At 44.6% G+C, this 26167-nt stretch carries 27 protein-coding genes; 11 read left to right on the top strand and 16 right to left on the bottom strand.

Annotated features, from left to right (window positions below; genetic code table 11):
- A partial coding sequence (locus ACTNDQ_RS10890) for a hypothetical protein (RefSeq protein WP_441064606.1) occupies positions 1–184 on the top strand: 184 nt, incomplete at its 5' end.
- Here the strand turns inward: ACTNDQ_RS10890 and ACTNDQ_RS10885 are convergent.
- Positions 185–391 carry a hypothetical protein gene (locus tag ACTNDQ_RS10885; RefSeq protein WP_441064605.1) on the bottom strand — a complete coding sequence of 69 codons (207 nt, stop codon included), beginning with the start codon at positions 389–391 and terminating at the stop codon, positions 185–187.
- A gap of 165 nt (positions 392–556) precedes the next feature.
- On the opposite strand from ACTNDQ_RS10885, the gene ACTNDQ_RS10880 reads away from it, so the two are divergent.
- From ACTNDQ_RS10880 to ACTNDQ_RS10860, 5 genes are all read left to right on the top strand, one after another.
- Entirely contained in the window at positions 557–865 is a 309-nt protein-coding gene (locus ACTNDQ_RS10880; protein WP_441064604.1) for a helix-turn-helix domain-containing protein, read from the top strand.
- 394 nt (positions 866–1259) lie between these two features.
- Positions 1260–1736: a hypothetical protein gene (locus ACTNDQ_RS10875; protein ID WP_129975997.1), complete on the top strand. Its 477-nt coding sequence runs from the start codon at positions 1260–1262 to the stop codon at positions 1734–1736.
- 70 nt (positions 1737–1806) lie between these two features.
- Positions 1807–2277: a hypothetical protein gene (locus tag ACTNDQ_RS10870; RefSeq protein ID WP_441064603.1), complete on the top strand. Its 471-nt coding sequence runs from the start codon at positions 1807–1809 to the stop codon at positions 2275–2277.
- Between the two features lie 17 nt (positions 2278–2294).
- Complete coding sequence (locus tag ACTNDQ_RS10865) at positions 2295–3284, top strand: exonuclease domain-containing protein (protein WP_441064602.1); 990 nt, start codon at positions 2295–2297, stop codon at positions 3282–3284.
- A gap of 165 nt (positions 3285–3449) precedes the next feature.
- Entirely contained in the window at positions 3450–4517 is a 1068-nt protein-coding gene (locus ACTNDQ_RS10860; protein ID WP_441064601.1) for a tyrosine-type recombinase/integrase, read from the top strand.
- Between the two features lie 95 nt (positions 4518–4612).
- Here ACTNDQ_RS10860 and tnpC read toward each other — a convergent pair whose 3' ends face one another.
- From tnpC to ACTNDQ_RS10835, 5 genes are all read right to left on the bottom strand, one after another.
- Positions 4613–6289, bottom strand: a complete 1677-nt coding sequence (gene tnpC, locus ACTNDQ_RS10855; protein WP_441064600.1) for an IS66 family transposase — start codon at positions 6287–6289, stop codon at positions 4613–4615.
- A 142-nt stretch (positions 6290–6431) separates the two neighbouring features.
- Positions 6432–6770: an IS66 family insertion sequence element accessory protein TnpB gene (tnpB, locus tag ACTNDQ_RS10850; protein WP_291808221.1), complete on the bottom strand. Its 339-nt coding sequence runs from the start codon at positions 6768–6770 to the stop codon at positions 6432–6434.
- Complete coding sequence (gene tnpA / locus ACTNDQ_RS10845) at positions 6764–7180, bottom strand: IS66 family insertion sequence element accessory protein TnpA (RefSeq protein ID WP_441064599.1); 417 nt, start codon at positions 7178–7180, stop codon at positions 6764–6766. Before tnpA ends, tnpB begins: the two co-directional genes overlap by 7 nt.
- 254 nt (positions 7181–7434) lie before the next feature.
- Complete coding sequence (locus ACTNDQ_RS10840; RefSeq protein ID WP_015525727.1) at positions 7435–8445, bottom strand: GGGtGRT protein; 1011 nt, start codon at positions 8443–8445, stop codon at positions 7435–7437.
- Between the two features lie 40 nt (positions 8446–8485).
- On the bottom strand, positions 8486–9178 hold the full coding sequence (locus tag ACTNDQ_RS10835; RefSeq protein ID WP_015525726.1) for an iron-sulfur cluster assembly scaffold protein: 693 nt from the start codon (positions 9176–9178) through the stop codon (positions 8486–8488).
- A gap of 247 nt (positions 9179–9425) precedes the next feature.
- On the opposite strand from ACTNDQ_RS10835, the gene ACTNDQ_RS10830 reads away from it, so the two are divergent.
- Positions 9426–10163, top strand: a complete 738-nt coding sequence (locus tag ACTNDQ_RS10830; RefSeq protein ID WP_278796533.1) for a TraX family protein — start codon at positions 9426–9428, stop codon at positions 10161–10163.
- 127 nt (positions 10164–10290) lie between these two features.
- Here the strand turns inward: ACTNDQ_RS10830 and ACTNDQ_RS10825 are convergent, their stop codons facing one another.
- From ACTNDQ_RS10825 to ACTNDQ_RS10795, 7 genes are all read right to left on the bottom strand, one after another.
- A complete protein-coding gene (locus ACTNDQ_RS10825) occupies positions 10291–10959 on the bottom strand; it encodes a transferase (protein ID WP_021651109.1) in 669 nt (222 codons plus the stop codon).
- Positions 10956–13007: a DNA topoisomerase gene (locus tag ACTNDQ_RS10820; RefSeq protein WP_441064598.1), complete on the bottom strand. Its 2052-nt coding sequence runs from the start codon at positions 13005–13007 to the stop codon at positions 10956–10958. Before ACTNDQ_RS10820 ends, ACTNDQ_RS10825 begins: the two co-directional genes overlap by 4 nt.
- 1 nt (position 13008) lies before the next feature.
- Entirely contained in the window at positions 13009–13764 is a 756-nt protein-coding gene (locus ACTNDQ_RS10815; protein WP_177968721.1) for a formate/nitrite transporter family protein, read from the bottom strand.
- A 181-nt stretch (positions 13765–13945) separates the two neighbouring features.
- Positions 13946–14182, bottom strand: coding sequence for a DUF3343 domain-containing protein (locus ACTNDQ_RS10810; RefSeq protein ID WP_250789802.1), 237 nt, complete (start codon positions 14180–14182; stop codon positions 13946–13948).
- A gap of 99 nt (positions 14183–14281) precedes the next feature.
- Positions 14282–15367: an aspartate-semialdehyde dehydrogenase gene (asd, locus tag ACTNDQ_RS10805; RefSeq protein ID WP_015525720.1), complete on the bottom strand. Its 1086-nt coding sequence runs from the start codon at positions 15365–15367 to the stop codon at positions 14282–14284.
- Between the two features lie 93 nt (positions 15368–15460).
- On the bottom strand, positions 15461–16840 hold the full coding sequence (gene argH / locus ACTNDQ_RS10800) for an argininosuccinate lyase (protein ID WP_015525719.1): 1380 nt from the start codon (positions 16838–16840) through the stop codon (positions 15461–15463).
- Between the two features lie 151 nt (positions 16841–16991).
- Positions 16992–17657: an epoxyqueuosine reductase QueH gene (locus ACTNDQ_RS10795; RefSeq protein ID WP_279199713.1), complete on the bottom strand. Its 666-nt coding sequence runs from the start codon at positions 17655–17657 to the stop codon at positions 16992–16994.
- A gap of 129 nt (positions 17658–17786) precedes the next feature.
- Here ACTNDQ_RS10795 and ACTNDQ_RS10790 point away from each other — a divergent pair, with 129 nt between their 5' ends.
- Complete coding sequence (locus tag ACTNDQ_RS10790; protein WP_092069257.1) at positions 17787–18554, top strand: ABC transporter ATP-binding protein; 768 nt, start codon at positions 17787–17789, stop codon at positions 18552–18554.
- Complete coding sequence (locus ACTNDQ_RS10785; RefSeq protein ID WP_118625339.1) at positions 18547–19341, top strand: ABC transporter permease; 795 nt, start codon at positions 18547–18549, stop codon at positions 19339–19341. Before ACTNDQ_RS10790 ends, ACTNDQ_RS10785 begins: the two co-directional genes overlap by 8 nt.
- A gap of 29 nt (positions 19342–19370) precedes the next feature.
- Here the strand turns inward: ACTNDQ_RS10785 and ACTNDQ_RS10780 are convergent, their stop codons facing one another.
- Both ACTNDQ_RS10780 and ACTNDQ_RS10775 read right to left on the bottom strand, forming a co-directional pair.
- Positions 19371–21797 carry a putative bifunctional diguanylate cyclase/phosphodiesterase gene (locus ACTNDQ_RS10780; RefSeq protein WP_279199711.1) on the bottom strand — a complete coding sequence of 809 codons (2427 nt, stop codon included), beginning with the start codon at positions 21795–21797 and terminating at the stop codon, positions 19371–19373.
- Positions 21798–21956: 159 nt separating this feature from the next.
- Complete coding sequence (locus ACTNDQ_RS10775; RefSeq protein WP_015525717.1) at positions 21957–22610, bottom strand: DUF3786 domain-containing protein; 654 nt, start codon at positions 22608–22610, stop codon at positions 21957–21959.
- Between the two features lie 357 nt (positions 22611–22967).
- Here ACTNDQ_RS10775 and ACTNDQ_RS10770 point away from each other — a divergent pair, with 357 nt between their 5' ends.
- On the top strand, positions 22968–24107 hold the full coding sequence (locus ACTNDQ_RS10770) for a glucose-1-phosphate adenylyltransferase (protein WP_441064597.1): 1140 nt from the start codon (positions 22968–22970) through the stop codon (positions 24105–24107).
- Position 24108: 1 nt separating this feature from the next.
- Positions 24109–25230, top strand: a complete 1122-nt coding sequence (gene glgD, locus ACTNDQ_RS10765; protein WP_279199704.1) for a glucose-1-phosphate adenylyltransferase subunit GlgD — start codon at positions 24109–24111, stop codon at positions 25228–25230.
- A gap of 86 nt (positions 25231–25316) precedes the next feature.
- Here glgD and ACTNDQ_RS10760 read toward each other — a convergent pair whose 3' ends face one another.
- Positions 25317–26027, bottom strand: a complete 711-nt coding sequence (locus ACTNDQ_RS10760; protein WP_279199701.1) for a hypothetical protein — start codon at positions 26025–26027, stop codon at positions 25317–25319.
- Between the last annotated feature and the right edge of the window lie 140 nt (positions 26028–26167).

Here is a 26167-nt window from a genome sequence, read left to right as displayed (position 1 = left end):
CCAAAGGATTGTATTTATGCCTTTTTTATTGGCTGAAATATTGGATTTTCAAGGTTCAGCACACCTTATTGGTGTGGGAAGTTTGAGTAAACTAATTTTTAACCTGTTTATCTGCTTACGCAGGTTTACAATTTCTTCTTTTGATGTATCCATCACTTCTCACCTCCTCCCTTCAAATGAATGATTACTTGTCGTTTTCAGTTGCAAATAAGTAATCCAATGTCTTATCTGGGAAAGCTTTTCTCTTAATTGCCATCATTTCACTCAGCTTAAATTCTGTAACACCTCTGAGTTTCAATTTTAAAGATTCATAGTTTATAGCCGTAATCCCAGATAACTTCTTAATGGTTAATTTGGCTCTTCCCATTTCGGCATTTAAGTTAAAAAACATTTTCTCCTCCTTTCTGTTACCCTGCAAGGTAACTTTGATTATAGATTATACGTTATAGGGTAGTTTATCAACCCATAAAATACTTTTTTTTACTTTGCGGGGTATTTTTTTACTTTACAAAGTTATTTTTATATGTATAATAGAATTTAACAGGAGGTATTAGATATGTCATTCACTGATAAGTTAGATGAATTAATGGCTAAAAAGGGAATCAATAAGTCTATCCTTTCAAAAGAAGCCGGTATTCCATATACTACAATCGCCGGTTTTTATACAAAAGGAACTGATAATATAAAACTTTCTACATTAAAAAAACTTTCTGCATATCTTGGCTGTACCATTGACTATCTGGCAGATGATTCTCATGGACAACCTACTACTCTCGCCGCTCACTTCGATAGCGAGGAATATACAGAAGATGAATTGAATGAAATCCGTCAGTTCGCAGAATTTGTAAAAGGTAAAAGAAAATAATATCTGTGCTTTACAGTACTGTGAGTAAAAAATGAAACGGGAATAATTGGCAGATCTGCCAGATATGTTTTGACAATATAATATACTTACCCAGGCAACTGGAAGGATGCGGTACCACTCCGTTTCTGAGTCTTGCAGAAAGGAGTGGGGCTTATGAGTACATATGAAGAATTTATGATTATCCTAAATGTAGGACTTTTAATCGTAGCCATTCTGAATCTGAACAATAAGAAATAGCATCCCCGCTCTGGTAAAGTAGGATGCTATTTCTATAACTCTTATAACGCCAGAAACGGATAGGTTTCAGCTATCGTTCCAGCTGTCTTGTTAAGTATATTATAAGTCACTTAAAAATATTTGTCAATTTCAATATACACGAGCGGGAGGTTTTGAATTGAATACATACGAAAAATTACTAGATACCGCCTGCAGGGACGGTATAGATGTTATAGATTATCCATTTGAAACTGAAAGAATAAAGGGGTTATATTGTGATGGAACTGTAGCTATCAGAAAAGGAATTAAAACTCAGGCAGAAAAGTCCTGTATTCTGGCTGAGGAACTTGGCCACCACTATACTACCACAGGTAATATTCTGGATCAGTCAACTGATGTCATGAACCGAAAGCAGGAATACCGGGCCAGACTTTATGGCTATAATCTTCGAGTAGGGCTGATCGGGATCATCAATGCTTATGAATCTCGCTGCCGGAGTCTTCATGAGATGGCAGAATATCTGGATGTACCGGAGAATTATCTTACCGAAGTAATAGACTGTTACCGTTCCAAGTACGGACAGTATGTTGCTATGGACAATTATATAATCTATTTTATTCCGCAGTTGGCTGTAATAAAAATTAATACTTTATAATCTGAACAAGGGATTTTCCATAATGAATATCGTATTATTTATGGATATTATATTTTAAAGGGAGGATATTATGAAAAAGAAGTTTTTAGCAATTTTGCTTACCACTATTTTTGTTTTTTCTCCGTCCGTAGCTGTTTTTGCAGATACAAAAGACGACAAAATCGCTGCCTTGCAGAAGCAGGTTGATGATTTACAAAAGCAAGTCGATGACCTTACTTCCAAATTAAAAAAATATCAGTCTGATGATACTAAGAATAATAATATGGAAGACTATTTACTTAAAAAGAATGTTCTTTCTGGCAAACGTATTGAAATGGCCGCTGATATGGTTGGTGCCATATCTGGTTTTAAATATGGTGATGCTGAAATTTACGAATACGATATGTCTTCTACCCAATATAAAGAATTAGTTTCTGGAAATGCCATTTCAGTTGAAGGCATTGATGGTTATACAATAAATGCTTTAGCTATAAACGGAAAATACGTTCTGATGGGTGAAGCTTCTGAAGATCTTATACAAGCTTTTAATGATTATAAATAAAGTAAAAGGAGTCACATATGACAATCGGATTTGATATTTTAACTGGAGAAAAAATAAGTTTTACTCATGATCGACAGTACAAGGGAAAAAATGTTATCTCTTTTCCAGATGATTACTGTGTCATTGATATCGAAACAACAGGACTTTCGCCTGATTGGGATAGTATTATTGAAATCGCTGCTTCAAAATTTCATAAAGGAAATCTTGTCGATACTTTCACTTCTCTTATAAAACCAGATGATTTTACCACCGATGAATCTTTTTTGGATGACTTTATCGTTAATCTTACCGGAATAACTGATGAAATGTTATCAAAAGCAGATTCTACCGCATTGGTACTATCAAAATTTTATTCCTTTATTGGAAATTCCATTCTTGTAGGACATAACGTTAATTTTGATATTAATTTTCTATATGACAATTGTGAACACGTTATCCACAAGTATTTATCTAATGACTTCATCGACACCATGAGACTTTCTAGACGTATACATAAGGAACTTAACCATCATAAATTATCTGATTTAGTTCAATACTATAATCTCAGTTATGAAAATGCACATAGAGCCTTAAGTGATGTAGAAATAACTTCTAAATGCTATATATGTCTCGTTAATGAAATTACAGAAAAATATGAATCATTAGAAGCATTTAGCAAAGCATGTAGACGTTCCAGAAGTGGTGTTAGAGCAGATGACATCAGCACTTCTAAAACTGATTTTGATACATCTAATTTGTTATATGGAAAAGTATGCGTATTTACCGGAACACTTGAAAAAATGGTACGCAAGGAAGCAATGCAAATCGTTGCTGATCTTGGTGGAAAAAATGCCGACAGCGTAACCAAAAAAACTAATTATCTCATTTTAGGTAATAATGATTATTGTAAATCCATCAAAGACGGAAAAAGCTCCAAACAGAAAAAAGCTGAAAAGTTAAAGCTTGATGGATATGATATAGAGATTATTCCCGAAAATGTTTTTTATGATATAATTTCCGAAAATTAATATTAAAAACCGCCCCAGTACGCCAATACCGGGACGGTGGTGGATCTCCGAAGAGATACCTCATTTTGCAAAAATATTGTATCATCTTCGGAGCAGCCTTGCAAGCGAAACACTCGTTCACTGGCTGTTATTTTTGTACCCATATTTACAAGGAGGATGATATTTATGAAGTTACCAAATGGTTTCGGATCTGTTTATAAACTTCCCGGAAAGAGACGTAAACCCTGGGCAGCCAGTAAAACAACCGGATGGGAAATCGACACCAAAACCAATCAGGCAAAACAAGTCAAAAAAGCTATTGGATACTTTAGCACCAGAAAAGAAGCTTTGGAAGCTCTTACCCGATATAACGAAAATCCCTACGATTTATTTGCCAAAGAACCCACTTTTAGTGATGTGTACGAAGCATGGTCTGATGTACATTTCCCTACCCTGGGTGGTCCTTCCAGTGTCCGTACTATTACTTCTGCATATAAGCACTGTGCTCCACTATACAATATCAAAATGAAAGATATCCGGGTCGAGCATCTGGAAAAAACTATTCGTAATGCTCAGGTCGGTGACAGCACAAAAGCACGAATGAAAAGCTTATTCAATCTTATGTACCGATATGCCATGAAACATGAAATTGTAACTAAAGACTATGCCCAACTCTGTGATGGTGTGCAGCAACCTAAGCCTAAAATCATCCGTGTTCCTTTTTCTGATCAGGAAATATTGTCTCTCTGGTCCCATCTTGAAATTCCTTTTGCAGATATGGTTCTGATCGGAATATATTCTGGCTGGCGGCCGCAGGAACTGGCTGTCCTGAAAATTGCAGATATTGACTTTGAAAATATGACTTTTATCGGTGGACTGAAAACAGATGCCGGAAAGAATCGTACCGTTCCTATTCACCCACAGATCATGGATCTGGTTCGCCGCAATTACAATCAGGCCACTTCTATGCACAGCGAATATCTTTTCAATGATCCGGATGGGCAGCAGGGAACTCATCTTACATATGACAAATACAGAAACCGTTTCAAAAAGGTTATGTCACGCCTGAATATGACCCACAAGCCTCACGACACCCGGCACACCTTTATTACCAAGGCAAAGGAATCCAACATAAACGAATATGTCCTAAAGTTAATCGTTGGTCATGAAATCCAGGATATCACGGAAAAAGTATACACTCACAGGACCATCGAAGACCTGCGTACAGCTATGAATATGATCACCTGGCCATAGATCCCCAGCGAATAATTTGTAAGCTACCGTTGTTAACTACGTGTAAGCTACTTGGTAAGCGCTTAATTTTCAGCCGTTGATAGAAAAATACCCGGCTACTTTTCAGCAGCCGGAGCACCTTGACAATTCACATATGATTGATTCCTGTCGCCTGCACGGCGTTTGATTTCATCTTTCACGTTTTCATTCCATGGTGCCAGGAGTTCCAACTCTTCATCACTCATCCTATCATTTGGAAGTTTCTCAAGCAGATAAGTCAGATAGTGATAGACGTTTACTCCATTTGCTTTTGCCATTTCTACCATCGTGTATACGACAGCACTGGCCTGGGCTCCATTAGGAGTATCACAAAACAGCCAGTTTTTGCGGCCAACTGTAAATGGCCGGATGGCGTTTTCGCTGAGATTGTTGGAAAAACTGCACCGTCCATCTTCCAGATAGGTGGTAAGATAGGAACGACGGTTCTGGATGTACGTCACTGCCTTATCCATTCTGGATCCGCGGACAGGTGACTGCTTATCAAGCCACGACAAAAAGCCTCCCACTATCGGCTTTTCTTTCTCAAGACGGGCCTTTTTGATAGCATCGAAGGAAGTGCACTTTGCCTTGATCACATCTTCCAGATGGAAGAGCTGATTGATATACATGATACCCTGCACGGAAGGCTGGGCGTAGTCCAGTTCCTTCCCTTTGGGAATGGCATCTGTCAGATATCTCCTGATATGTGCCCAGCAGGCTGTCCGTTTTGCGTCAGGGACTTCGTTGTATCCGCTGTAGCCATCGCACATCAGATAGCCTTTAAACCCATGAAGGAAGTCCACCGCATTGTCCCCTGCTCGGGTCTCCGAATATTTATAGAGGATGATCGGCGGGCCGCCGTCTTCACCACTGCGGAAAAGCCACATGTAAGATTTTGTCTGTGCACGGCGTCCCGGTTCATGGAGTACCTGCAGGGGTGTTTCATCTGCCATTGCAAATCCTCTTTCCAGAAGTTTCCGGTGAAAGTACTCATACATTGGAAGAAAAAATGCTTCAGAGTTATGGATCACCCAGTTAGCCATGGTTGCCCTTGTAATGGCAGCACCGTACTGTTTCCAGTCTTTTTCCTGACGGCAGTACGGAAGCCCGTTGCAGAACTTCTGGTACATCACCCATGCGACTGTACCTGCAGAAGCCATCCCATAGAGCATATGGGGTTTTCCATCTTTCCCTTTTTTTATCACGGGAAGGTCACGTTTGCTGCATTCAGGACATGTATAGTTTTTACTGTAGTACTCATACACCTTCAGTTTTGCCGGGATAAAAACCAGTTCGCGGCGGACAAACTCTTCTCCGATCTCTTCCAATGCAGTATTGCAGACTGGACAGACTTTCTCCCCGTCGGCAAGATCCAGATATTTCTTCTGGACAGGGATCCCTTTGAAACGCTCTGCATCTGTAGTCCTGGCTTTCCGTTTCTTTCCTGTTTTATCTGGAAGGGACGCCTCCAGTTCTTCTGCCTTGGCTGCAGCCGGGTCTTGTTCCATTTCTGCTTCATTGAAAAGGTTCAGCTGACCCGGGATATCAAAAGTACGTTTCTCGCTGGAAGAGCCAAAGAGTTTTTTACGCAGAAGGGCCACTTCATCTTTCAGGTTGTCCCTTTCCTGTGTCAGGGCTTCTTCCCGTTTATTGGCAGCATCGACAGTTGCCTGAAGCGTTTTTATCATCTTTTTCAGATCGGTGATCATATCTTTCAGCTCGCGCAGCTGGATATCTTTGGAACTGTCTGCCACTGCTTTTTCCTCCTGTTTTTACTGTCTTCATTATATCAGAAAACAAGAGAATTTCCCAGTAAAACGGGGACATTCATTGACTGAAAAATGACGAAAAAGCAAGGGAAATGCCCGCATTTATGTGCATGTTTTTATGCTGAGATCACGAGGTTTTGATAGCCTTTGGCTGTTCGATATCAATGCCGGACATCAGCCAGTCGAACTCCCTCCATGTGAGGTTCCGGACTTCGGATTTGTTTCTCGGCCACCTGTAAGATCCTTGTGCAGTCAGCCTTTTGTAGATCATCACGATACCATCCGGCTCTTTTAGGATAGCTTTGATGCGGTCGCATTTACGTCCGCAAAAAAGATAGAGTGCATGGTCTATCTCCATGGAAAACTGCTCCTGGATGATCGCACATAATCCATCAATGGATTTGCGCATGTCTGTCCTGCCGCAGACGATATAGATGGCATCAACATTTGAGATATCCGCTAACATAACGGCTCCTTCAGTGCATCCATCAAAACTTTCAGGAGAGTTGGCTGAATGGTATTGCTCATGCGTATCAGCAATCCTTTCGCTTCGATTTCAATCGTATGTGAATTGTCAAGGTGCATAGAACTGTTTCTCCCATTCGGGATCAGTTCTACCGGAGAAATCTCCGGTTCTATAGCAATCTGAACCACATCCTGTTTATGGGATGTGGGATCAAGAGTGCTGGCTTTTCCAACTGGATCCGGTATCTGGCAGGCTCTTTTGCGCAGACGGGTAACTGCATTATAAAAACAGCTGGGAGAAATCCCGTGTTCATTACACCACGCAGCATCCGTCAATCCGCTCTGCCTGCACTCGGTTACCAGTTCCATCCATTCATCCAGGGAACGCCCCGGAGCACGTTTGTTACTCATAATGAAACCTCCAAATGTAGTAATTTTCTATCTCCTATCCATGGAGCGGAGTAAAAATCTATTTACTATCATCATTATGAGCTAGAAATAGGCAAATGTCTATCTACCCAAGAATTAAGCGCTTACGCTACTTGTTAGCTACCCGTCAAATTTATCGTTTTTTCAGAGTGTTTTGTTCTAATTTTCAGGCAAACGTAAAAAAGCCGCAAACCCTTGAGTTTACGGCTTTTTCGCTATTTTAAGCTATGCTTATATTAGAACTTTCCAGCGTCTGCAGCTTCCTGTACGGAAACAGCTACAGCAACTGTCATACCAACCATCGGGTTGTTTCCAGCGCCGATAAGACCCATCATCTCTACGTGAGCCGGTACGGAAGAAGATCCTGCGAACTGAGCGTCAGAATGCATACGTCCAAGTGTATCAGTCATACCGTAGGAAGCAGGACCTGCTGCCATGTTGTCCGGATGAAGTGTACGTCCTGTACCACCGCCGGAAGCAACGGAGAAGTATTTTTTGCCTTTCTCGTTGCATTCTTTTTTGTATGTTCCTGCTACCGGATGCTGGAAACGAGTCGGGTTTGTGGAGTTTCCTGTGATGGAAACGTCAACGCCCTCTTTCCACATGATTGCAACACCTTCCGGAACGCTGTTAGCGCCGTAGCAGTTAACCTTTGCACGAAGTCCCTCAGAATAGGATTTACGGAATACTTCCTTAACCTCGTTCTTATATGGATCATACTCTGTCTCTACATATGTAAAGCCGTTGATACGGGAGATGATCTGAGCAGCATCTTTTCCAAGACCGTTCAGGATAACACGAAGAGGTTTTTTACGAACTTTGTTTGCTTTCTCAGCGATACCGATCGCACCCTCAGCTGCTGCGAAAGACTCATGTCCTGCAAGGAAACAGAAGCAGTCTGTCTCTTCCTCAAGGAGCATCTTTCCAAGGTTTCCATGTCCAAGACCTACTTTACGTGTGTCTGCAACGGATCCCGGGATACAGAAAGCCTGAAGACCTTCTCCAATAGCTGCAGCTGCATCAGCGGCTCTTCTGCAGCCTTTTTTGATCGCGATAGCTGCACCTACTGTGTAAGCCCAGCAAGCGTTCTCGAAGCAGATCGGCTGAATGCCTTTGATCTGATCGTAAACGTTCAGTCCTGCGTCTTTAGTGATTTTCTCAGCTTCTTCGATAGAAGCGATTCCATAGCTGTTTAAAACAGAATTGATCTTGTCAATTCGTCTCTCATATGATTCAAATAAAGCCATTTCCTGTAACCTCCTGATATTTTTACCTTACGAAGTGTAATTACTCTTTTCTTGGGTCGATGATCTTAACAGCATCTGCAACACGGCCGTACTGACCCTTTGCTTTCTCCCATGCTGTGTTCGGGTCATCACCTTTCTTAATGAAGTCAGTCATTTTTCCAAGGCTTACGAACTGATATCCGATGATCTCATCGTTCTCATCAAGAGCGATACCTGTAACATAACCCTCAGCCATCTCAAGGTAACGAGGTCCTTTTTTCAGAGTTCCATACATTGTACCAACCTGAGAACGAAGTCCTTTTCCAAGGTCCTCAAGACCAGCGCCTACTGCAAGTCCGTCCTCGGAGAATGCAGACTGGGAACGTCCGTAAACGATCTGAAGGAAAAGCTCTCTCATAGCTGTATTGATTGCATCACATACAAGGTCTGTGTTCAGCGCCTCCATAACGGTAAGTCCTGGAAGGATCTCAGAAGCCATAGCTGCAGAATGAGTCATTCCTGAACATCCGATTGTCTCAACAAGTGCCTCCTGGATGATTCCCTCTTTAACGTTAAGGGAAAGCTTGCAAGCACCCTGCTGCGGAGCACACCAGCCAACACCGTGTGTAAATCCGGAGATATCCTTTACTTCTTTTGCCTGAACCCATTTTGCTTCTTCCGGGATCGGAGCGGCACCATGATGTACGCCCTGTGCCACTGGACACATTTCTTCTACTTCGCGTGAATAAATCATTTTAAAACTCCTTTCAAGTATAGATTGACCGATGTTATTGAGAAAAAAAAGTTCGATAACACCCTATCGCTATTTTCTCACAAAACCTTTGTTTCGTCCAGTCATATTTAATAAAATTTTGCCATAAAACGCATAATATTGGTAGTTATTCCGGCAGTATTGCATGCCTAACTGTCAAATATTTCTGGCAACTACTGTATGTATGTGATAATATATTAGCAAGTTTAACCCTGGAGGTATATTTTTCATGAATGCATCTGTGGATTCTGTTTTTCCAGAAAAATACCGCATTCTCAGCGGAAGCGCTCTGAAGATGATCGCGGTCATCACCATGCTGATCGATCATATCGGAGCTGTGCTGCTCAGTATGTATCAGCCCGCACAGAAAATCCTGTTTACGCTTTTCGGTAGAGAATATAATGTATATCTTATTTTCCGCGATATCGGAAGAGCTGCTTTTCCCATCTTCTGTTTTCTCCTGCTGGAAGGTTTCCGGCATACACGGAGCCGGTTCCTCTATGGAAGAAATCTCCTTCTTTTTGCGCTGCTCTCAGAAATTCCGTGGAATCTGATGTTTACAAATACGCTGCGTTACGAAAGACAAAATGTGTTTTTCACGCTTTTCCTCGGATATCTGGCCTTTTGTGCCATCGAATATTTCCAGACCAGACCTTCGATGCAGCTTCTCTGCATCCTGGGACTGCTTGTTGTTTCCATTTTTCTGAAAGCAGACTATGGATGGCGGGGGTATATTTTCCTGCTGATCATGTACTATATGCGAAACGATAAGCCAGGCCAGGCAATCCTCGGAAGCTGCTGGCTTTACTATGAATGGAGAGCCTCCTTTGCCTTTCTGTCCATTAACCTGTACAATGGAAAAAGAGGCTTCATCCGCGGAAAATCAGCAAAATATTTCTTTTACTGGTTTTACCCAGTCCATATTATAGGACTGGTCATACTTCGACAGCTTTTGTTTTTATCTTAATCCCGCCCGCTCCCGGTCGGTTCATCCTTCCACGACCAATACTGCTGCATCGCATCCATCCCCCATCAAAAAAAGCTGCACTCTCTCAAAAGTGCAGCCTAAATGCGTGTCCAGAAGAATCTGTTTCTTATTTTTTCTTTACGATCTCTTTTGCATTTTTATAAATGGAATCTGCAGGAACACATCCACGTACCGGTGACAGCGGGTAGATATTAGAATTCCGTCCGATCACAGTACCGGGATTCAGCACAGAACCGCATCCGACTTCAACATGATCTCCGAGCATCGCTCCGAATTTCTTAAGACCGGTTTCGATCTTTTCATCCCCGTCTTTTACGACAACCAGCTTCTTGTCTGATTTTACGTTGGAACAGATCGATCCGGCACCCATGTGGGACTTATATCCCAGCACAGCATCTCCAACATAATTATAATGAGGAACCTGAACCTTGTTAAACAGCACTGCATTCTTAAGCTCTGTGGAATTTCCCACAACTGCGCCCTCACCAACGATAGCCTTGCCGCGGATAAATGCACAGTGGCGCACCTCGGCGTCTCTGCCAATGATAGCCGGTCCGGTGATACTTGCAGTCGGCGCAACTGTAGCGGATCTTGCGATCCATACATTTTCGCCCTTCTCCTCATATTCAGAAGGATCCAGTGTTTTTCCCAGCTTAATAATGAAATCTCCGATCTCCGGAAGAACCTCCCACGGATAGGTTTTTCCCTCAAAAAGCTCTGCTGCAATGGTCTCATTCAGATCCAGCATATTGCTGATAGTAAAATCTTTCATCATGATGATCTCTTTCCTCCCTGTCCGGAAGCTCGCTCCGGCTTCCTGTAGTTTACAGCGGCCGCATCAAAAAACTGCCGCAGGTTATACTGATAATTGCTTGCCTCCACCTGCCGGGTACGTACCCGCACAAAATGCTCCAGCTTGTCCATATATTCCTGTTCCGTGATGCTGCCCTCTGCCACATAGGTGAGCCCCTTTTCCCAGCTTGCCGTAAGCTCCGGGTTCAGAAGCTGCCGGATAGAACAATTTACCACATCAAAGATCATTTCCCCAAGAAGCGTTGGAGTGATCACCTGGGTCTTTTTGTTCAGTGCCAGATATTTGATGTTAAAAAGCTTCTTCAGGATCTCGGCACGGGTAGCACTGGTGCCGATCCCGCTTCCCTTGATCTGGGCTCGAAGCTCCTCATCCTCGATCAGCTGTCCTGCATTTTCCATGGCAAGGATCATGGAACCGGAATTGTATCGTTTGGGCGGTGAAGTCTCACCCTCCTTGATACTCAAACCGTTCACAGGAAGTATATCACCCTTTTTCAGCTTCTGCAACGCCTCCAGGAGCACAGTATCACAGGAAACCTCGTCTTCCTCTCCATTTCCGTTTTTCTCACTGTCTGAAGCCCTTTTCCGCGAAAAAGAATTAGTAGCGATCTTCAGATAGCCTTCTTCTTTGAGAACCTTAAAGGATGAAAAGAATGCCTCGCCGTCCAGCTTCGTCACAAGACTCACCTTCTGATAAACGGCCGGCGGATAAAAAATACACAAAAATCTCCGTACAATAGTCTCGTACACACGCTGCGCAGTAAGAGACACGCTTCCCAACGCATTCAATCCCTGACCGGTAGGAATGATCGCATAATGGTCTGTGATCTGCTTGTCATTCACATATCTGGTCTTTGCAATGCTTTTCCAGGATTCCATCCCCATAACCTCTGCCGCCGCAGCACCAGCCTGCTGATAATTTCGAAGACCGGATATATTCTTGTATATCTCCTTGGCCACTGCCGTGGAAAGAACTCTGGCATCCGTTCTCGGATAAGTCACCAGCTTCTTCTCATAAAGCTCCTGTACGATCCGGAGTGTCTCGTCCGGACTGATCTTAAACAGCTTTGAGCACACATTCTGAAGCTCCGCCAGGTTAAAAAGAAGCGGCGGATTTTTGTTTTCTTTTTTTCGTTCCACCTTTTCCACAATACAGGAAAGGGGCTGGTTCACCATCAGCTGATCGATCAGCATCTGTGCATGCTCTTTTTTCCTGAAGCCGTTTTCTTTATAAAGATACGGGGACTGGAAATACCGGCTGCCTTCCACAGCTCTCCATTCACCATCAAAATTTTCGCCTGCAAGTCCAATGCTGCCAAGGACACGGTAAAACGGTGTCTTCACAAAGACACGGATTTCCCGTTCTCTCCGCACCACCATGCCAAGAACACAGGTCATCACACGCCCAACTGCAATGGCCTGATATTTGGAATGGAGATAATTGGTGACACTGCTTCCGTAGCGCAAGGTCAGAACTCTGGAAAAATTGATTCCCATAAGATAATCTTCCTTTGCGCGGAGATACGCAGATGCTGCCAGATTATCATACTCCGAAATATCCTTCGCTTCACGGATCCCTCTTAAGATTTCTTCCTCTGTCTGGGAATCGATCCACACACGTTTCTGGACTTTTCCCCTTACTCCTGCCATCTGGGCTACCAGACGGTAGATATATTCACCCTCACGTCCAGAGTCGGTACACACATAAATGGTATCCACATCCGGCCGGTTCAGCAGTCCTTTTACGATCTCGAACTGCTTTTTGACCCCGGGGATCACTTCATATTTAAATTCGCGCGGCAAAAAAGGCAGGGTATCAAAACTCCACCTTTTAAACTTGATATCATATTTTTCGGGATAGCTCATGGTAACCAGGTGTCCTACACACCAGGTTACCACAGAATCATCAGATTCCAGATATCCGTCTTTTCTCTGACCGTTGATCTTCAAAGCCTTCGCAAATTCCTGTGCCACGCTGGGCTTCTCCGCTATGTATAAAGCCTTTGCCATACTATTTATCTGCACTCATCTTTCTAAGCGGCCATGCCAGAAGCACACCTCCGCCAACTATATTTCCCAGTGTTACGATCACCATGCTTTTAAGCATAGCGCCGACAGACAATCCTGGCACCATACAGAATGCAACTGTAAAAATACCCATATTTGCAATACAATGCTCAAATCCGCTGACAACGAAACCTGAAATACAGATCACGATCATCAGGAACTTGCCTGACTCACTCTTCAGCTTAATGCCGCAGAGAACAGCAAGACAGACGAAGAAATTACAAAGTACCGCACGGAAAAACATCTGTCCTGCCGGAATACTCAGTTTTCCGTTTATAAATCCGGCAAAATAATCTGCTGTACCGGACGCTCCGGCACCTGCAAAAATCAGCGCCAGGATCAGGCATCCCACAAAATTGCCGATGTAACTGATTCCCCAGACCTTTCCAACATCTTTCCATGATACGCTCTTGTCATACGCACCAAAAGCCATTACCAGATTGTTACCGGTAAACAGCTCTCCTCCTACCATTGCGATCAGCAGGACCGCAATAGAGAACACGATGGCTCCAAGGAATTTCCCCCATTCCGGGAATGTCTTGGAAAATACATTTCCAACAACGTTACTGTAGATCATCGCCACATCAATAAAAAATCCGGCCATGATCGCCCGCATAAAGTATTTTCCGAAATTGCTGTTCAGTAAGTTTATCTTACCCTTCGCAGCGGTTGACAGTTTCTCTACATCCTCCCTGTTCATAAATAGCACCTCCACATATTTTTAGCAAGCGTGGCACTTTGTTGCTGCTTCTTTGTTCACAGCAACACGCTTTCCGGAAATCTGCTTGTTATATTGTAACACTTTACTAATTATTTAACAATAAAAATGCGAAAATTTTCAAAAATTTTCGTTTTGTTACATACAACAAACAATATCCGTTTTATACCAGAACACGATAGATGCCATCCCAGGCCAGTTCCTTTTTTTTCAGGAATTTTTCTGTTTCCTCCTCTGATTGCTCCACGCATTTCCATGCCAGTCCGCACTGGGCACTGATCTCTGAAGGGATCGGGATCAGCCTTCCCGGAAATTCAGATTCCCTGGCCGTTCTTTCCATTTTCATGGCAGCCGTGGTTGTGGAAAATGTCACAACTGTAGTAATTACTTTTCTGCGCATATCTCCTTTGTTCCTTCCACATACGCAAAAACAGGACACCGGAAAAACCGATATCCCGTTTCTGATGATTTTCTTTATTTCCTGTAAAGGATCCAGTTCTTATTTAGCCTGGATATATCCTTTCGCTTTCAGAGTTTCTGCACAGAGAACCGCTCCGCCTGCGGCACCTCTTACTGTGTTATGGGAAAGTCCGATGAACTTGTAATCGTAAACAGTATCCTCACGAAGACGTCCTACAGATACTCCCATTCCATTCTCATAGTTTACATCCATCTGTACCTGCGGACGGTTATCCTCCTCAAGATACTGGATGAACTGCTTCGGAGCGCTTGGAAGCTCAAGCTCCTGCGGAAGTCCCTTAAACTCAACCAGCTTCTGGATCAGCTGCTCTTTGGTAGGTTTCTTGCGGAATTTAACGAATACAGCTGCTGTATGTCCGTTGAGAACCGGAACACGTACACACTGGCATGTGATGACAGGTGTGGTAGCCGGAACGATCACACCGTCCTCGATCTTGCCCCAGAGTCTTAATGGCTCCTTCTCACTCTTCTCTTCCTCACCACCGATGTACGGAATGATGTTGTGCTCCATCTCCGGCCAGTCCTTAAAGGTTTTTCCTGCTCCGGAAATAGCCTGGTATGTAGTGGCAACTACTTCATACGGCTCGAACTCTTTCCATGCGGTAAGTACCGGAGCGTAGCTCTGGATAGAGCAGTTCGGTTTAACAGCTACAAAGCCGCGTTTTGTTCCGAGACGTTTCTTCTGGAATTCGATAACCTCGAAGTGCTCCGGATTGATTTCCGGAACTACCATCGGAACGTCCGGTGTCCAGCGGTGTGCGCTGTTGTTGGACACAACCGGTGTCTCTGTCTTTGCATATTCTTCCTCGATCGCCTTGATCTCATCCTTAGTCATATCAACTGCGGAAAATACAAAGTCAACAGTAGCTGCAACCTTCTCAACCTCGTGGATATCCATAACAACCAGCTTCTTTACTGCCTCCGGCATCGGAGTATCCATTTTCCATCTGCCGCCTACAGCCTCCTCGTAGGTCTTGCCTGCGCTTCTCGGGCTTGCCGCTACAGTAACCACCTCAAACCACGGGTGATTCTCCAGAAGAGAAATGAATCTCTGACCAACCATTCCAGTTGCACCTAAAATACCGACTTTAAGCTTTTCACTCATAATAAAACTCTCCTCATCTTGTGTCCCTCCATGGCACACATTTGTCTTTTCTGTAAATACTATACCAATTTTTCCTAAAATGCAAGCATTATCTTAATTTTTTTCAAGATATTCTTTATTCTGAGCGATCACCTGCTCCATCACGTCCGGTCCCGGCGCTCCCAGAGTCACACGTTTTTCCACGCAGGTCTTCATACTGATGGCTTCATAGATGTCCTCCTCAAACACAGGACTGATCTCTTTGTACTCGGAAAGCGGAAGCTCATCCAGAGAGATTCCCTTATCCAGACAGAGAAGGACCAGTCTTCCGACGATGCCGTGAGCATCACGGAACGGTACACCGTGGTTAACCAGATAGTCTGCTGCGTCTGTGGCGTTTGTAAATCCTCTCTTTGCACTTGCCTCCATGTTGGCTTTGTTGAACTGCATAGTGGAAACCATGCCGGTAAACAGGGCGATACAGCCCTTTACGGTGTCAATGGCATCAAAGGTCAGCTCCTTGTCTTCCTGCATATCTTTGTTGTATGCAAGCGGGATTCCCTTCATGGTTGTGAGAATAGATGTCAGCGCTCCGTAAACACGGCCTGTTTTTCCACGGACAAGCTCTGCGATATCCGGATTCTTCTTCTGCGGCATGATACTGCTGCCTGTGCTGTATGCGTCATCGATCTCAACGAAACGGTACTCATTGGAATTCCATAGAATGATCTCCTCTGAAAAACGGCTCAGATGCATCATGATCGTAGAAAATGCACTGAGAAGCTCGATGACATAATCTCTGTCAGATACGGAATCCATACTGTTTCTGGTTGGTGCATCAAAGCCGAGAAGCTCTGCAGTATAGGCACGATCCAGCGGATAAGTGGTTCCTGCCAGTGCTCCCGCTCCAAGCGGACAGGTATTCATTCTCTTACGGATATCAAAAAGTCTGTCACGGTCTCTGCGGAACATCTCAAAATATGCGCCTACATGGTGTGCCAGAGTTACCGGCTGTGCCTTCTGAAGGTGGGTAAATCCCGGCATGTAGGTGTGAACATTCTCTTCCATGATCTTCTGCAGGGCAAGAAGAAGGTCCTTCAGCTCCTTATCTGTCTCATCAATCTCGTCGCGGACATAAAGCTTCATATCCAGAGCTACCTGGTCATTACGGCTTCTTCCTGTGTGAAGCTTCTTTCCGGCATCTCCGATACGGTCGATCAGGTTTGCCTCCACGAAGCTGTGGATATCCTCATACTCCGCTGTAATCTCCAGCTTGCCTGCTTCCACGTCTGCAAGGATACCGTCCAGTCCTTCTGTGATCTGCTCCTTTTCTTCCTCTGTCAGGATCCCCTGTTTTGCAAGCATGGCAACATGTGCCTTGCTTCCACGGATATCCTGTCTGTAAAATTTTTGATCAAAGGAAATGGATGCGTTAAAATTGTAAACCAGCTTGTCCGTTTCTTTTGTAAAACGGCCTCCCCATAACTGTGCCATATTGATTCTTCCTCACTTTTCTTTTTTGCGGCAGAACTGTCTTCTCCGGACATACACGAGCTCCGTCTCCCGGACGTCTGCACTTTTCTGTGTTAGTGTAACATATTTTTATAAAAATGCAAAGTTTTTCATAATTATACGTTTGCTGTCTTCAGCCGTTGTTACTGTTCACTCGGTTCTCAGTAACCAGCCGTTCTCTGTCCATGGCTTCTTTCTTTGAAAATACACAGCCGCAGTAATTCTGCCGGTACAGAGCATGCTCATGAGACAGCTCAATGGAACGCTTGTAGCCATTCTTTTTCTTAAAATCTGAAGTCAGATGTGGCACTTTATAGATTTCTGCCAGCTCCTCGCCAATCTCATTGATCTTCTGTGCATTTTTCAGCGGACTGATACTTAAGGTTGTGGTGAAATAATCATATCCTCCCTCCTTCGCCAGTTTTGCCGCCTCTTCCATCCGCAGACGGTAACACCGAAAGCACCGTTCTCCTCCTTCCGGAACATCTTCCAGACCTTTTGCCATCTCATAAAATTCTCTCGGGTCATACCGTCCTTCCACCAGCGTTACCGGATGTACAAACTCCATCTCCCCGATCAGACGCCGGATCTCAGCCACGCGATGGGCATATTCCTCCTCCGGTGCGATATTAGGATTATAAAAAAATATGGTGATCTCAAAATACTGTGACAGATATTCCATCACATAGCTGCTGCAGGGTGCACAGCAGGCATGCAGAAAAAGTCTGGGAATTTTCCCCTCTTTCTGGTTTCCTTCAATCAGTTTATCCAGTTCTTTCTGGTAATTTCTCTTGTTCAATGTTTGTAATTCCTTTCTCTATGACTGTTTTCAGGCAGACATCAAAGTATACATCTCTGCCATTGGCCTTCTCATGTTTCAGACATATGATAATATTATACCATTATCTACGAAAAGGAGGCAATATCCATGAATCCTGTCCTGAAAGTGCGGGACGTGTGTCTCTCCTATCACACATTGTCCGGTGAGACACCCGCCCTTTCTCATATATCCTTTGACCTGATGCCCGGTGAATTCCTGTCCATTGTAGGACCTTCCGGATGCGGAAAATCCACTCTTCTGAATCTCATTGCCGGCCTGCTCACTCCGGAGCACGGTTCCATTACTCTGGGAGGCCGGCCGGTATCCTCCGGCAGTGCCGCTGTAGGATATATGCTCCAGAAGGATCATCTTCTGGAATGGCGGAGCATCTACAAAAACATCCTTCTCGGCCTGGAGATCCGGAAAGAACTCACACCTGAAAAGCTGGCACATGCAGAAGCCCTTCTTCAGACCTACGGTCTGGACCGTTTCCGTGATGCCCGCCCTTCCCAGCTTTCCGGCGGTATGCGCCAACGTGCCGCTCTGATCCGGACCCTGGTGCTGGAACCGGAGCTCCTTCTTCTGGACGAACCTTTTTCTGCACTGGATTACCAGACACGCTTAAATGTCAGTGATGATATCGGAAAAATCCTCAAAAGCTCCGGCAAGCCTGCGATCCTGGTCACTCACGATATCTCAGAGGCCATCAGCATGGCCGACCGGGTACTGATCCTTTCTGCACGTCCTGCTACTGTACGAAAGATCATTGATATCGATCTGGATATCAGCGACCGCACTCCCCTCTCCTCCAGAAATGCTCCGGATTTTAAGAAATATTTTAACATCATATGGAAGGAGCTCAATGAAAATGCCTGAAATTTCCAGACAGCAGAAACAATATCTTGCACGGCAGAAAAAAGAAAAACACATTATCCTGGCTGCACGGACACTTCTTTTTGTTCTGTTTATGGGACTTTGGGAAATATCCTCTGATCTTGGATGGATCGATTCCTTTATCTTCAGCAGTCCTTCCCTGATCGCAGAGACCTTTCTTTCCATGTGCAGGGATCAGTCCCTGTTTGCACATATTGCCGTGACACTGGCAGAAACTCTTGTCAGTTTCTTTTTTGTTGTGATCCTGGGTGTAGGAACCGCAGTACTTCTCTGGTGCTCCCGACGGATCGCACGGATCCTGGAGCCATGTCTGGTGGTACTGAACAGTCTCCCGAAATCTGCTCTGGCCCCTCTTCTGATCGTATGGCTTGGTGCCAACGAACGTACCATTGTGGTCGCCGGCATGTCTGTAGCCATCTTCGGCTCCGTTATCAATCTGTACTCCGGCTTCTGCCAGGCAGATCCGGAAAAGCTGAAGCTGATCGAAACTCTGGGGGGACACAAAAAGGAAAAGCTTCTGAAGATCGTCCTGCCCTCCTCCGTTCCTCTTATCCTGAGTGTGATGAAGGTCAACATCGGGCTTTGCCTGGTAGGCGTGATCATCGGAGAATTTATCGGTGCACGAAAAGGCCTGGGATACCTGATCATTTACGGAAGCCAGACATTCAGACTTACATGGGTCCTGATGTCCATTGTGATCCTCTGCATCATTGCCATGCTGCTGTATTTTGCACTTTATCTTATTGAAAAACAGGTCCGGAAGCATTAGCTGTAAAAAGGGCGTGTAAAAATGATCTCTCATTTTTTACACGCCTCTTTTGCTCTTATAACCTTTGTTTCAAAGTTTTCCCATGGCAAAGGCCGTGCATAATAAAAGCCCTGGATCTCATCGCAGCTCAGGCTTCGCAGGATCTCCACCTGTTTTGCTTTCTCCACGCCCTCGGCAAGAACCTTCATTCCAAGGCTGTGTGCCAGCGAAATGGTATGACGGATCACCTGCTGCCCACGAAAATTCTCTATGTAATCGATCAGACTTTTATCCAGCTTCAGAGTATCGAATGGCAGCTGGTTCAGGCTTGTCATAGATGAATAGCCGGAGCCAAAATCATCCATATGCAGCTCGAATCCTGCATCCACCATCTTCTCTATGAGCTTACTGATCCGATCATTATACAACGCAGCAGTTTCTGTCAATTCAATGGGAACAGAAGAAAACGGAATGCCATTTTCTTCCACGATCTTCACATAACGACAGATCATATTATCGTAATGGATACTGGCACGTGACAGATTCACCGAAATCGGAAGTATCTTTTTCCCTGATCTTATACGTTCCCCCTGGATGCTGCATACCTTTCGGAAAACATATTCATCAAGGCGTACGATCAGACCATCCTTCTCAAAAAGAGGGATAAATTCTCCCGGCGAAACCATAGTTCCTTCCGCTCTCTTCCAGCGCACCAGTGCCTCCGCCCCAACGATCTCTTCTGTCTCCACACTGTATTTCGGCTGCAGGTAGACTACGAATTCTTCATTGCGTATAGCCTCCTCGAAAGCATTCTCCATCTGTCCGTTACGGATATGTCTCCGTCTCATCTCATCATCATAAAAAGCGATCTGGTGCTCATAGTCATCCCGGATACTCTTCATGGCCAGAAAAGCTCTGTCACAGATCAGGGTAAAAGGCAGTGTCTTATCCACATTCTCATAGACCCCATAGTTGACCACCAGATTAGGAATCGGTGCTCCGCTCTCGACCCTGTGGATAAATTTCTCCATATCTGTCATACGGATCTCTTTCTTTCCATATATGATGGCTACAAACTGGTCTCCTCCATATCTGCCCACCGTCCCGTAGCGAACCTGATTTCTATACGTATCTCCCAGATAGGTAAGAACCTGATCACCGGTCTTCTCTCCATAGGTTCCGTTGATCCATTTAAAGTTCTTTATATCTGCCACCACCACATGAAAATCCTGATTCGTATTAAAGCGCATCAGCGTCTTTGCATGATGGAAAAAGGCCTGTCTGATATAAAGCCCTGTAAGATCATCATATTCCAGAGCTGAGAGTACCATCACGGACTCTCTCAGCTTGATCACATTGTTGATCTTACTTTTTAATATACGGACATTATACGGTTTCCGTACAAAATCCACTGCTCCCAGTTCCAGACATCGCACCTCATCCTCCAACCGGTTACTTCCGGTTATGATGATCACAGGCACAGAGGTCAGCATCACATTATCACGGATCAGCTCCAGAAACTGAAATTCATCACATACCGGCACACTCATATCAAGAAGAATTGCAGAAAGGGTTTTGTAATTCTCAGACAGACGCTTCATCCCCTCTGCTTCATTCATCGCAGTGATAACCTCAAAACTGCCCTCCAGATGTTCTGTAAGCGCTTTCCGATCCGTCTCGTCATTCATTACAATAAGAAGTTTTCTTCCGGATGCTGTTCCTCCTGGTTCCAGTATGGCCTCCATCTCACTGTACCGTACATCCATATCCTCATTGGCAAAAGCAAACACCACGGCCTGAAAATCCTCAGCCGTTCCTACCCTGGCACATTTCACATAGAAATATTCAATCCTCCCGTTGCTTCGGCGTACACGATAATGTACCATCAACTGGGGAATCCTTGTAAGACGTTGGCATATCTTCTCAAAATCCATCATCTGATGCATCCGGATCCTGTCCTCTGCCGCAACACTGCTCTCAATATAAATATCCATGATCTTCTCATAGGATTCATCCCTGCGAAGTCCCTCCTCCCCATAAGCTCCACTCTGCCCCTGGAAGCGGCATACCTGGACCTTATGAGTCTCTCTGTCAACAGAGTAGATATTGATAAAATTTTTTCCGAGAACATTAATGATCCCCATAAGAAGCGGATTCTCCATCATTCCGCTGCTGATCTCATCATTCGTCTCTGTATCCGAAAAAACAAGGGCATGTCCTGTCCCGCCGGATTCCAGCGGAATCTCCACAGCATCAACCGAAAGCAGGATATTCCGTCCCGGTTCCAGATAGTTCTTCGGACCTTTGATCCCGTTAACGACCGGACAGATCTCACAGGGAGTTTCTCTGTTTCTCAGACAGTGATAGCATTTCTCGCCCCTCTTCAGCTGCGGATAGATCTCACGTGCTGCCAGGTTATAGCTGATAATCTTATAATCCTCATCTATGACATACATTCCCGATGCATTTTTCCCCACGAGCATCACCTCCGGATTCGTAAATTTCTCATAGATCCTTCGTGACAGTTACTGTCTCAAAATCCTTAAATATTCTTTCATTATATACGATTTTTCTGACAACTGCAATTATCTTTCGTATTATTTATTTTTCATATTGGTTTTATTATATTTCGGTTATCAGCGCATCTGAAAAGATTTCCCCCTGAGCGGAACCCCGGCAAGCTCCGCAAGCCTTTTGATCCCGGAATCTGCTATGGATACCGCACTCTCCACATGATTGAAATCTGTGGCACTGTAATCAAACAGGATATTTCCCTGTGCTTCAAACTCCTCGTCCCGTTCCCAGAAAAAGAATCTCATAGGCATACAGTCAAAGGCCCTGATCTCATATCCCACATCACCCTGGGGCAGTTCCCTGCCGTCAAGCTTCTGAAACGCCTCCCTCAATTCCTTTTCATGGCCGGAAAATGTAGCACTGAACACATCCGTCTCTCCGATCTGATACGCCGGCGCAAATGGTCTTGCATTCCTGAGATCTGCAAAAGGGACCCACTTATCCATAATAAAAGCCCCCTCTTTCGCATACCCCAGAAGCGTATAAATATTCAGCATCTCCGTAGTATCCGGTTCTCTCTGTCCATCCAGGCTCCGGATACTGCCGTCTTCCAGACTCACCCCGTATCTTCTTCCGAAATGAATGATCGTGAGAAACCCGTTTTCTTCCTTCAGTTCCGGCACCCGTTTATGCAGATCTGCCTGATCCATCTTCAAAAAGCGTTGTGCCCACTCTTCACATAGTTTTACATAGTTGGAAATTCTTTCTTCTTTCATCCTGTCTTCTCCCTGTCTGATATCGATATCCTTTCTCCGCTGTATTCCGGACTTTTTTTACAGAATACACTGCTTTCACATTTTCCGCAAGAATCTTCGCCGATGTATCCGAAATCCGGCTATTTTCAGTGTTACTGTTTTTTCAGCATCCCGGAACCTTCTTAAGCGTTTCTTTTTTTCGACAGATCCTCCATCAATTTTCCCAAATCCGTCTAATTTTTCAACATAAAAACAACGTTTTTTTGCACAAAAAAACTGGATTTTCTTTTTTGAAAGGTGTATAATATTAACAAAGTTTATTGTTTTTATGGTTAAAGACACCTGGCAGTAAACAAGAAATGAAAGTGAGGATTCGCCATGAAACAAAACAGTATGTTAGCAATGATCCTGGCCGGTGGAAGAGGAAGTCGTCTTCACGAGTTGACGAATAAAGTTGCCAAGCCAGCCGTTGGTTATGGCGGTAAATACCGTATCGTGGATTTTCCGCTCAGTAACTGTGCCAACAGCGGCATTGATGTCGTAGGTGTACTGACACAGTATGAATCAGTTTTACTGAACAGCTATGTAGCAGCCGGTGGCCGCTGGGGCCTTGATGCCAAGGACAGCGGAGTTTATGTACTTCCTCCACGTGAGAAGGCTGATGCCGGTCTGGATGTATACCGTGGAACAGCTGATGCGATCTCTCAGAATATTGATTTCATCGACTCACAGAACCCGGAATACCTTCTGATCCTTTCCGGTGACCACATCTATAAGATGAATTATGCAAAGATGCTTGATGACCATATCCAGCATAAGGCAGATGCGACTATTGCAGTTATAGAGGTTCCCATGAAGGAAGCCAGCCGTTTCGGTATCATGAACACCGGTGAAGATGACCGCATCGTGGAATTTGAAGAGAAACCGGAACACCCGAAGAGCAATCTTGCCTCCATGGGTATCTACATATTCAACTGGAAGCTTTTGCGCAAGCTCCTGCTGGCAGATATCAAAAATCCGGATTCCAATCACGATTTCGGTAAAGACATCATCCCTACACTCCTTGCACAGGACAAGGCGCTCTACGCCTACAAGTTCAAAGGCTACTGGAAGGATGTAGGAACCATCGATTCCCTCTGGGAAGCAAACATGGATCTTCTCAGTCCAAACAGTGAACTTGATCTTAACGATCCTACCTGGAAGATCTACACTGAGGATGCCACCTCTCTTCCACAGTATATCTGTGATACAGCTGTGATCAACACTGCTTTCATCACTCAGGGCTGTGTTGTGGAGGGTGAGATCACCAACTCAGTACTTTTCACAGGCGTCAAGGTCGGTTCTGGTGCCAAGATCATCGACAGTGTCCTGATGCCGGGTGTTGTTGTTGAGGCAGGTGCCGTTGTCCAGCGTGCTCTCGTTGCAGGCGGAGTCGTGATCGGTGCCAACGCTCGTGTCGGTTCCAAAGACAGTGAGCACATCGAACTTGTATCAAAACGTGTAAAGGGGGCTGAGTAATATGTTTAAAGCATTTGGAATCGTGAATTCCTCAGAAAGAAATATCCATGTGGAGGGGCTTCAGGACTACCGTGCGATCGGCGCCTTTTCATTTCTCGGAAGATATCGTGTCATCGACTTCCCGATCTCAAATATGACCAACAGCGGGATCGAGTACATTCAGGTCTATGTAAAGAACAAACCCCGTTCTCTTGTAGAACATCTCGGAACCGGACGTCACTACAACATCAACTCCAAGAGCGGTAATCTCCAGATTCTCTTTTCAGAGCATTCCGGAGTCAACGATATCTATAACACCGATATCGACAACTACTACTCCAATCTGGAGTGCATCGAAGCAGTTCATTATCCGTATGTTGTTATCGCTCCGAATTACATGATCTACACCACCGACTACTCCAAGCTGATCGATGCCCATATCGAATCCGGTGCAGATGTGACCATGCTTTATCATTCCGTTGATAATGCCAAGGATAACCATCTGAACTGCCACATCCTGAACCTGAACCGTCAGAAGGGTGTTCTCTCCATTGAGCACAACCATGGCAATGCGAAGAACCGCAACATTTTCATGGATACCTACGTAATGAGCAAGGAGCTTTTCATCAGCCTCATCCATAAGGCAAAAGAGATTTCCTCTCTTTATACCCTTGCAGACGTGATCAATGCCGGCTGCAGAGACGGTGAGCTGGATGTGCGTGGTATATCTCATCGCGGATATTTTGCATCGATCACTGATTTCAAGAGCTATCACGATGCAAATATGGATCTGATTGACTACAAAACTGCAACGGATCTTTTCCATGATAACTGGCCAATCTATACACGCACCAATAACTCCTGCCCGACTCATTATTTTGACACAGCCAATGTTTCCAACTCCGTTATCTCCAATGGTTCCATGATCGAGGGAACTGTAGAGAATTCCATTGTCGGACGTGGCTGTACCATCAAAAAGGGCGCTGTTATCAAGAACTGTGTAGTTCTTGCAGACTGCACCATCGGTGAGAATGTCCATATCGAAAATCTGGTGGTAGACAAGCATGCCAAGATCACGCATGCCAAGGAGATCATCCGTCCTGCGGATGAGCCTGGCTACATCAAACGTAACGATACACTGTAATATTCATATATAATAAGGCCTCCGGTTCCTGTGTTACGAACCGGAGGCCTTATTTATCTCTGTACTCAGCTAAGCATATGGATCCGTCATTTCAGAACAGACTGGATCCATTTCAACGCATTCTCCTTATTCTTCACATTACCCGGAAGGCAGATGCACACCGGATCATATCTCAGGCCAAATTCCTGAGCAACACTACTGCTGCCGTCAAGCTCCAGATGCTGATCATCCACAGCGCCCAGAGACTCAAACACCTCATCTCCAAACGTTTCCCTGAGATCTGCATACATTCCGCTGTCTTTCTCATGTTCATAGAGTTCCTTCGGCATGATCAGGACATCAACGGTAGCACTCTGGATTTCCGTCACATATGCGATCCTGGCATAGTAATCAAAATCCTCTCCTGTCTCGTCCGTCATCAGATTCTGCGCCACACTGACTTCTGCATATTTATCCTCTGTTCCCAGTGTCTTCAGAGCATCCTCTTCCACCTTCTCAGAGTCATAATTCCCTGCATTCACCACCGCAATGGAAAGCACCGTCTTCATCTGTGCGTGACGATAAATATTCACTCCCAGACAGACTCCGCCAATGGCAAGAAGCACGCACAGCATATGTATCTTATAATACATCCAGATATACTGAATCTTCTTACCTGTTTCCATTCCCTTCAGTTTCTCTTTTTCGATCCGGCGGCGTTCCTTCTTCGTCAGATCAGTTTCGTTGGGCATCTCCGGATTCAGTACACTCTCATCATGTCCGTCACTGCCGGCCTCCGCTCTGTTTTGTAAATCCATAAAAATCTCCTTTTTCTTTCATGTCTCAGTATTTTTTACCCTGAAGCGGGATATTCCAGTCGCTTTCCCCGCATCCTCCGGGTGTGTGCTGTGACTTATCAATAAAGGATATTTTAGCATATTTTGGTACAAAATCACAG

This window comes from Blautia massiliensis (ex Liu et al. 2021) (genome assembly GCF_052064225.1).
Lineage (GTDB): Bacteria > Bacillota > Clostridia > Lachnospirales > Lachnospiraceae > Blautia_A > Blautia_A fusiformis.
This window is presented reverse-complemented; position numbering and strand designations above follow the sequence as displayed.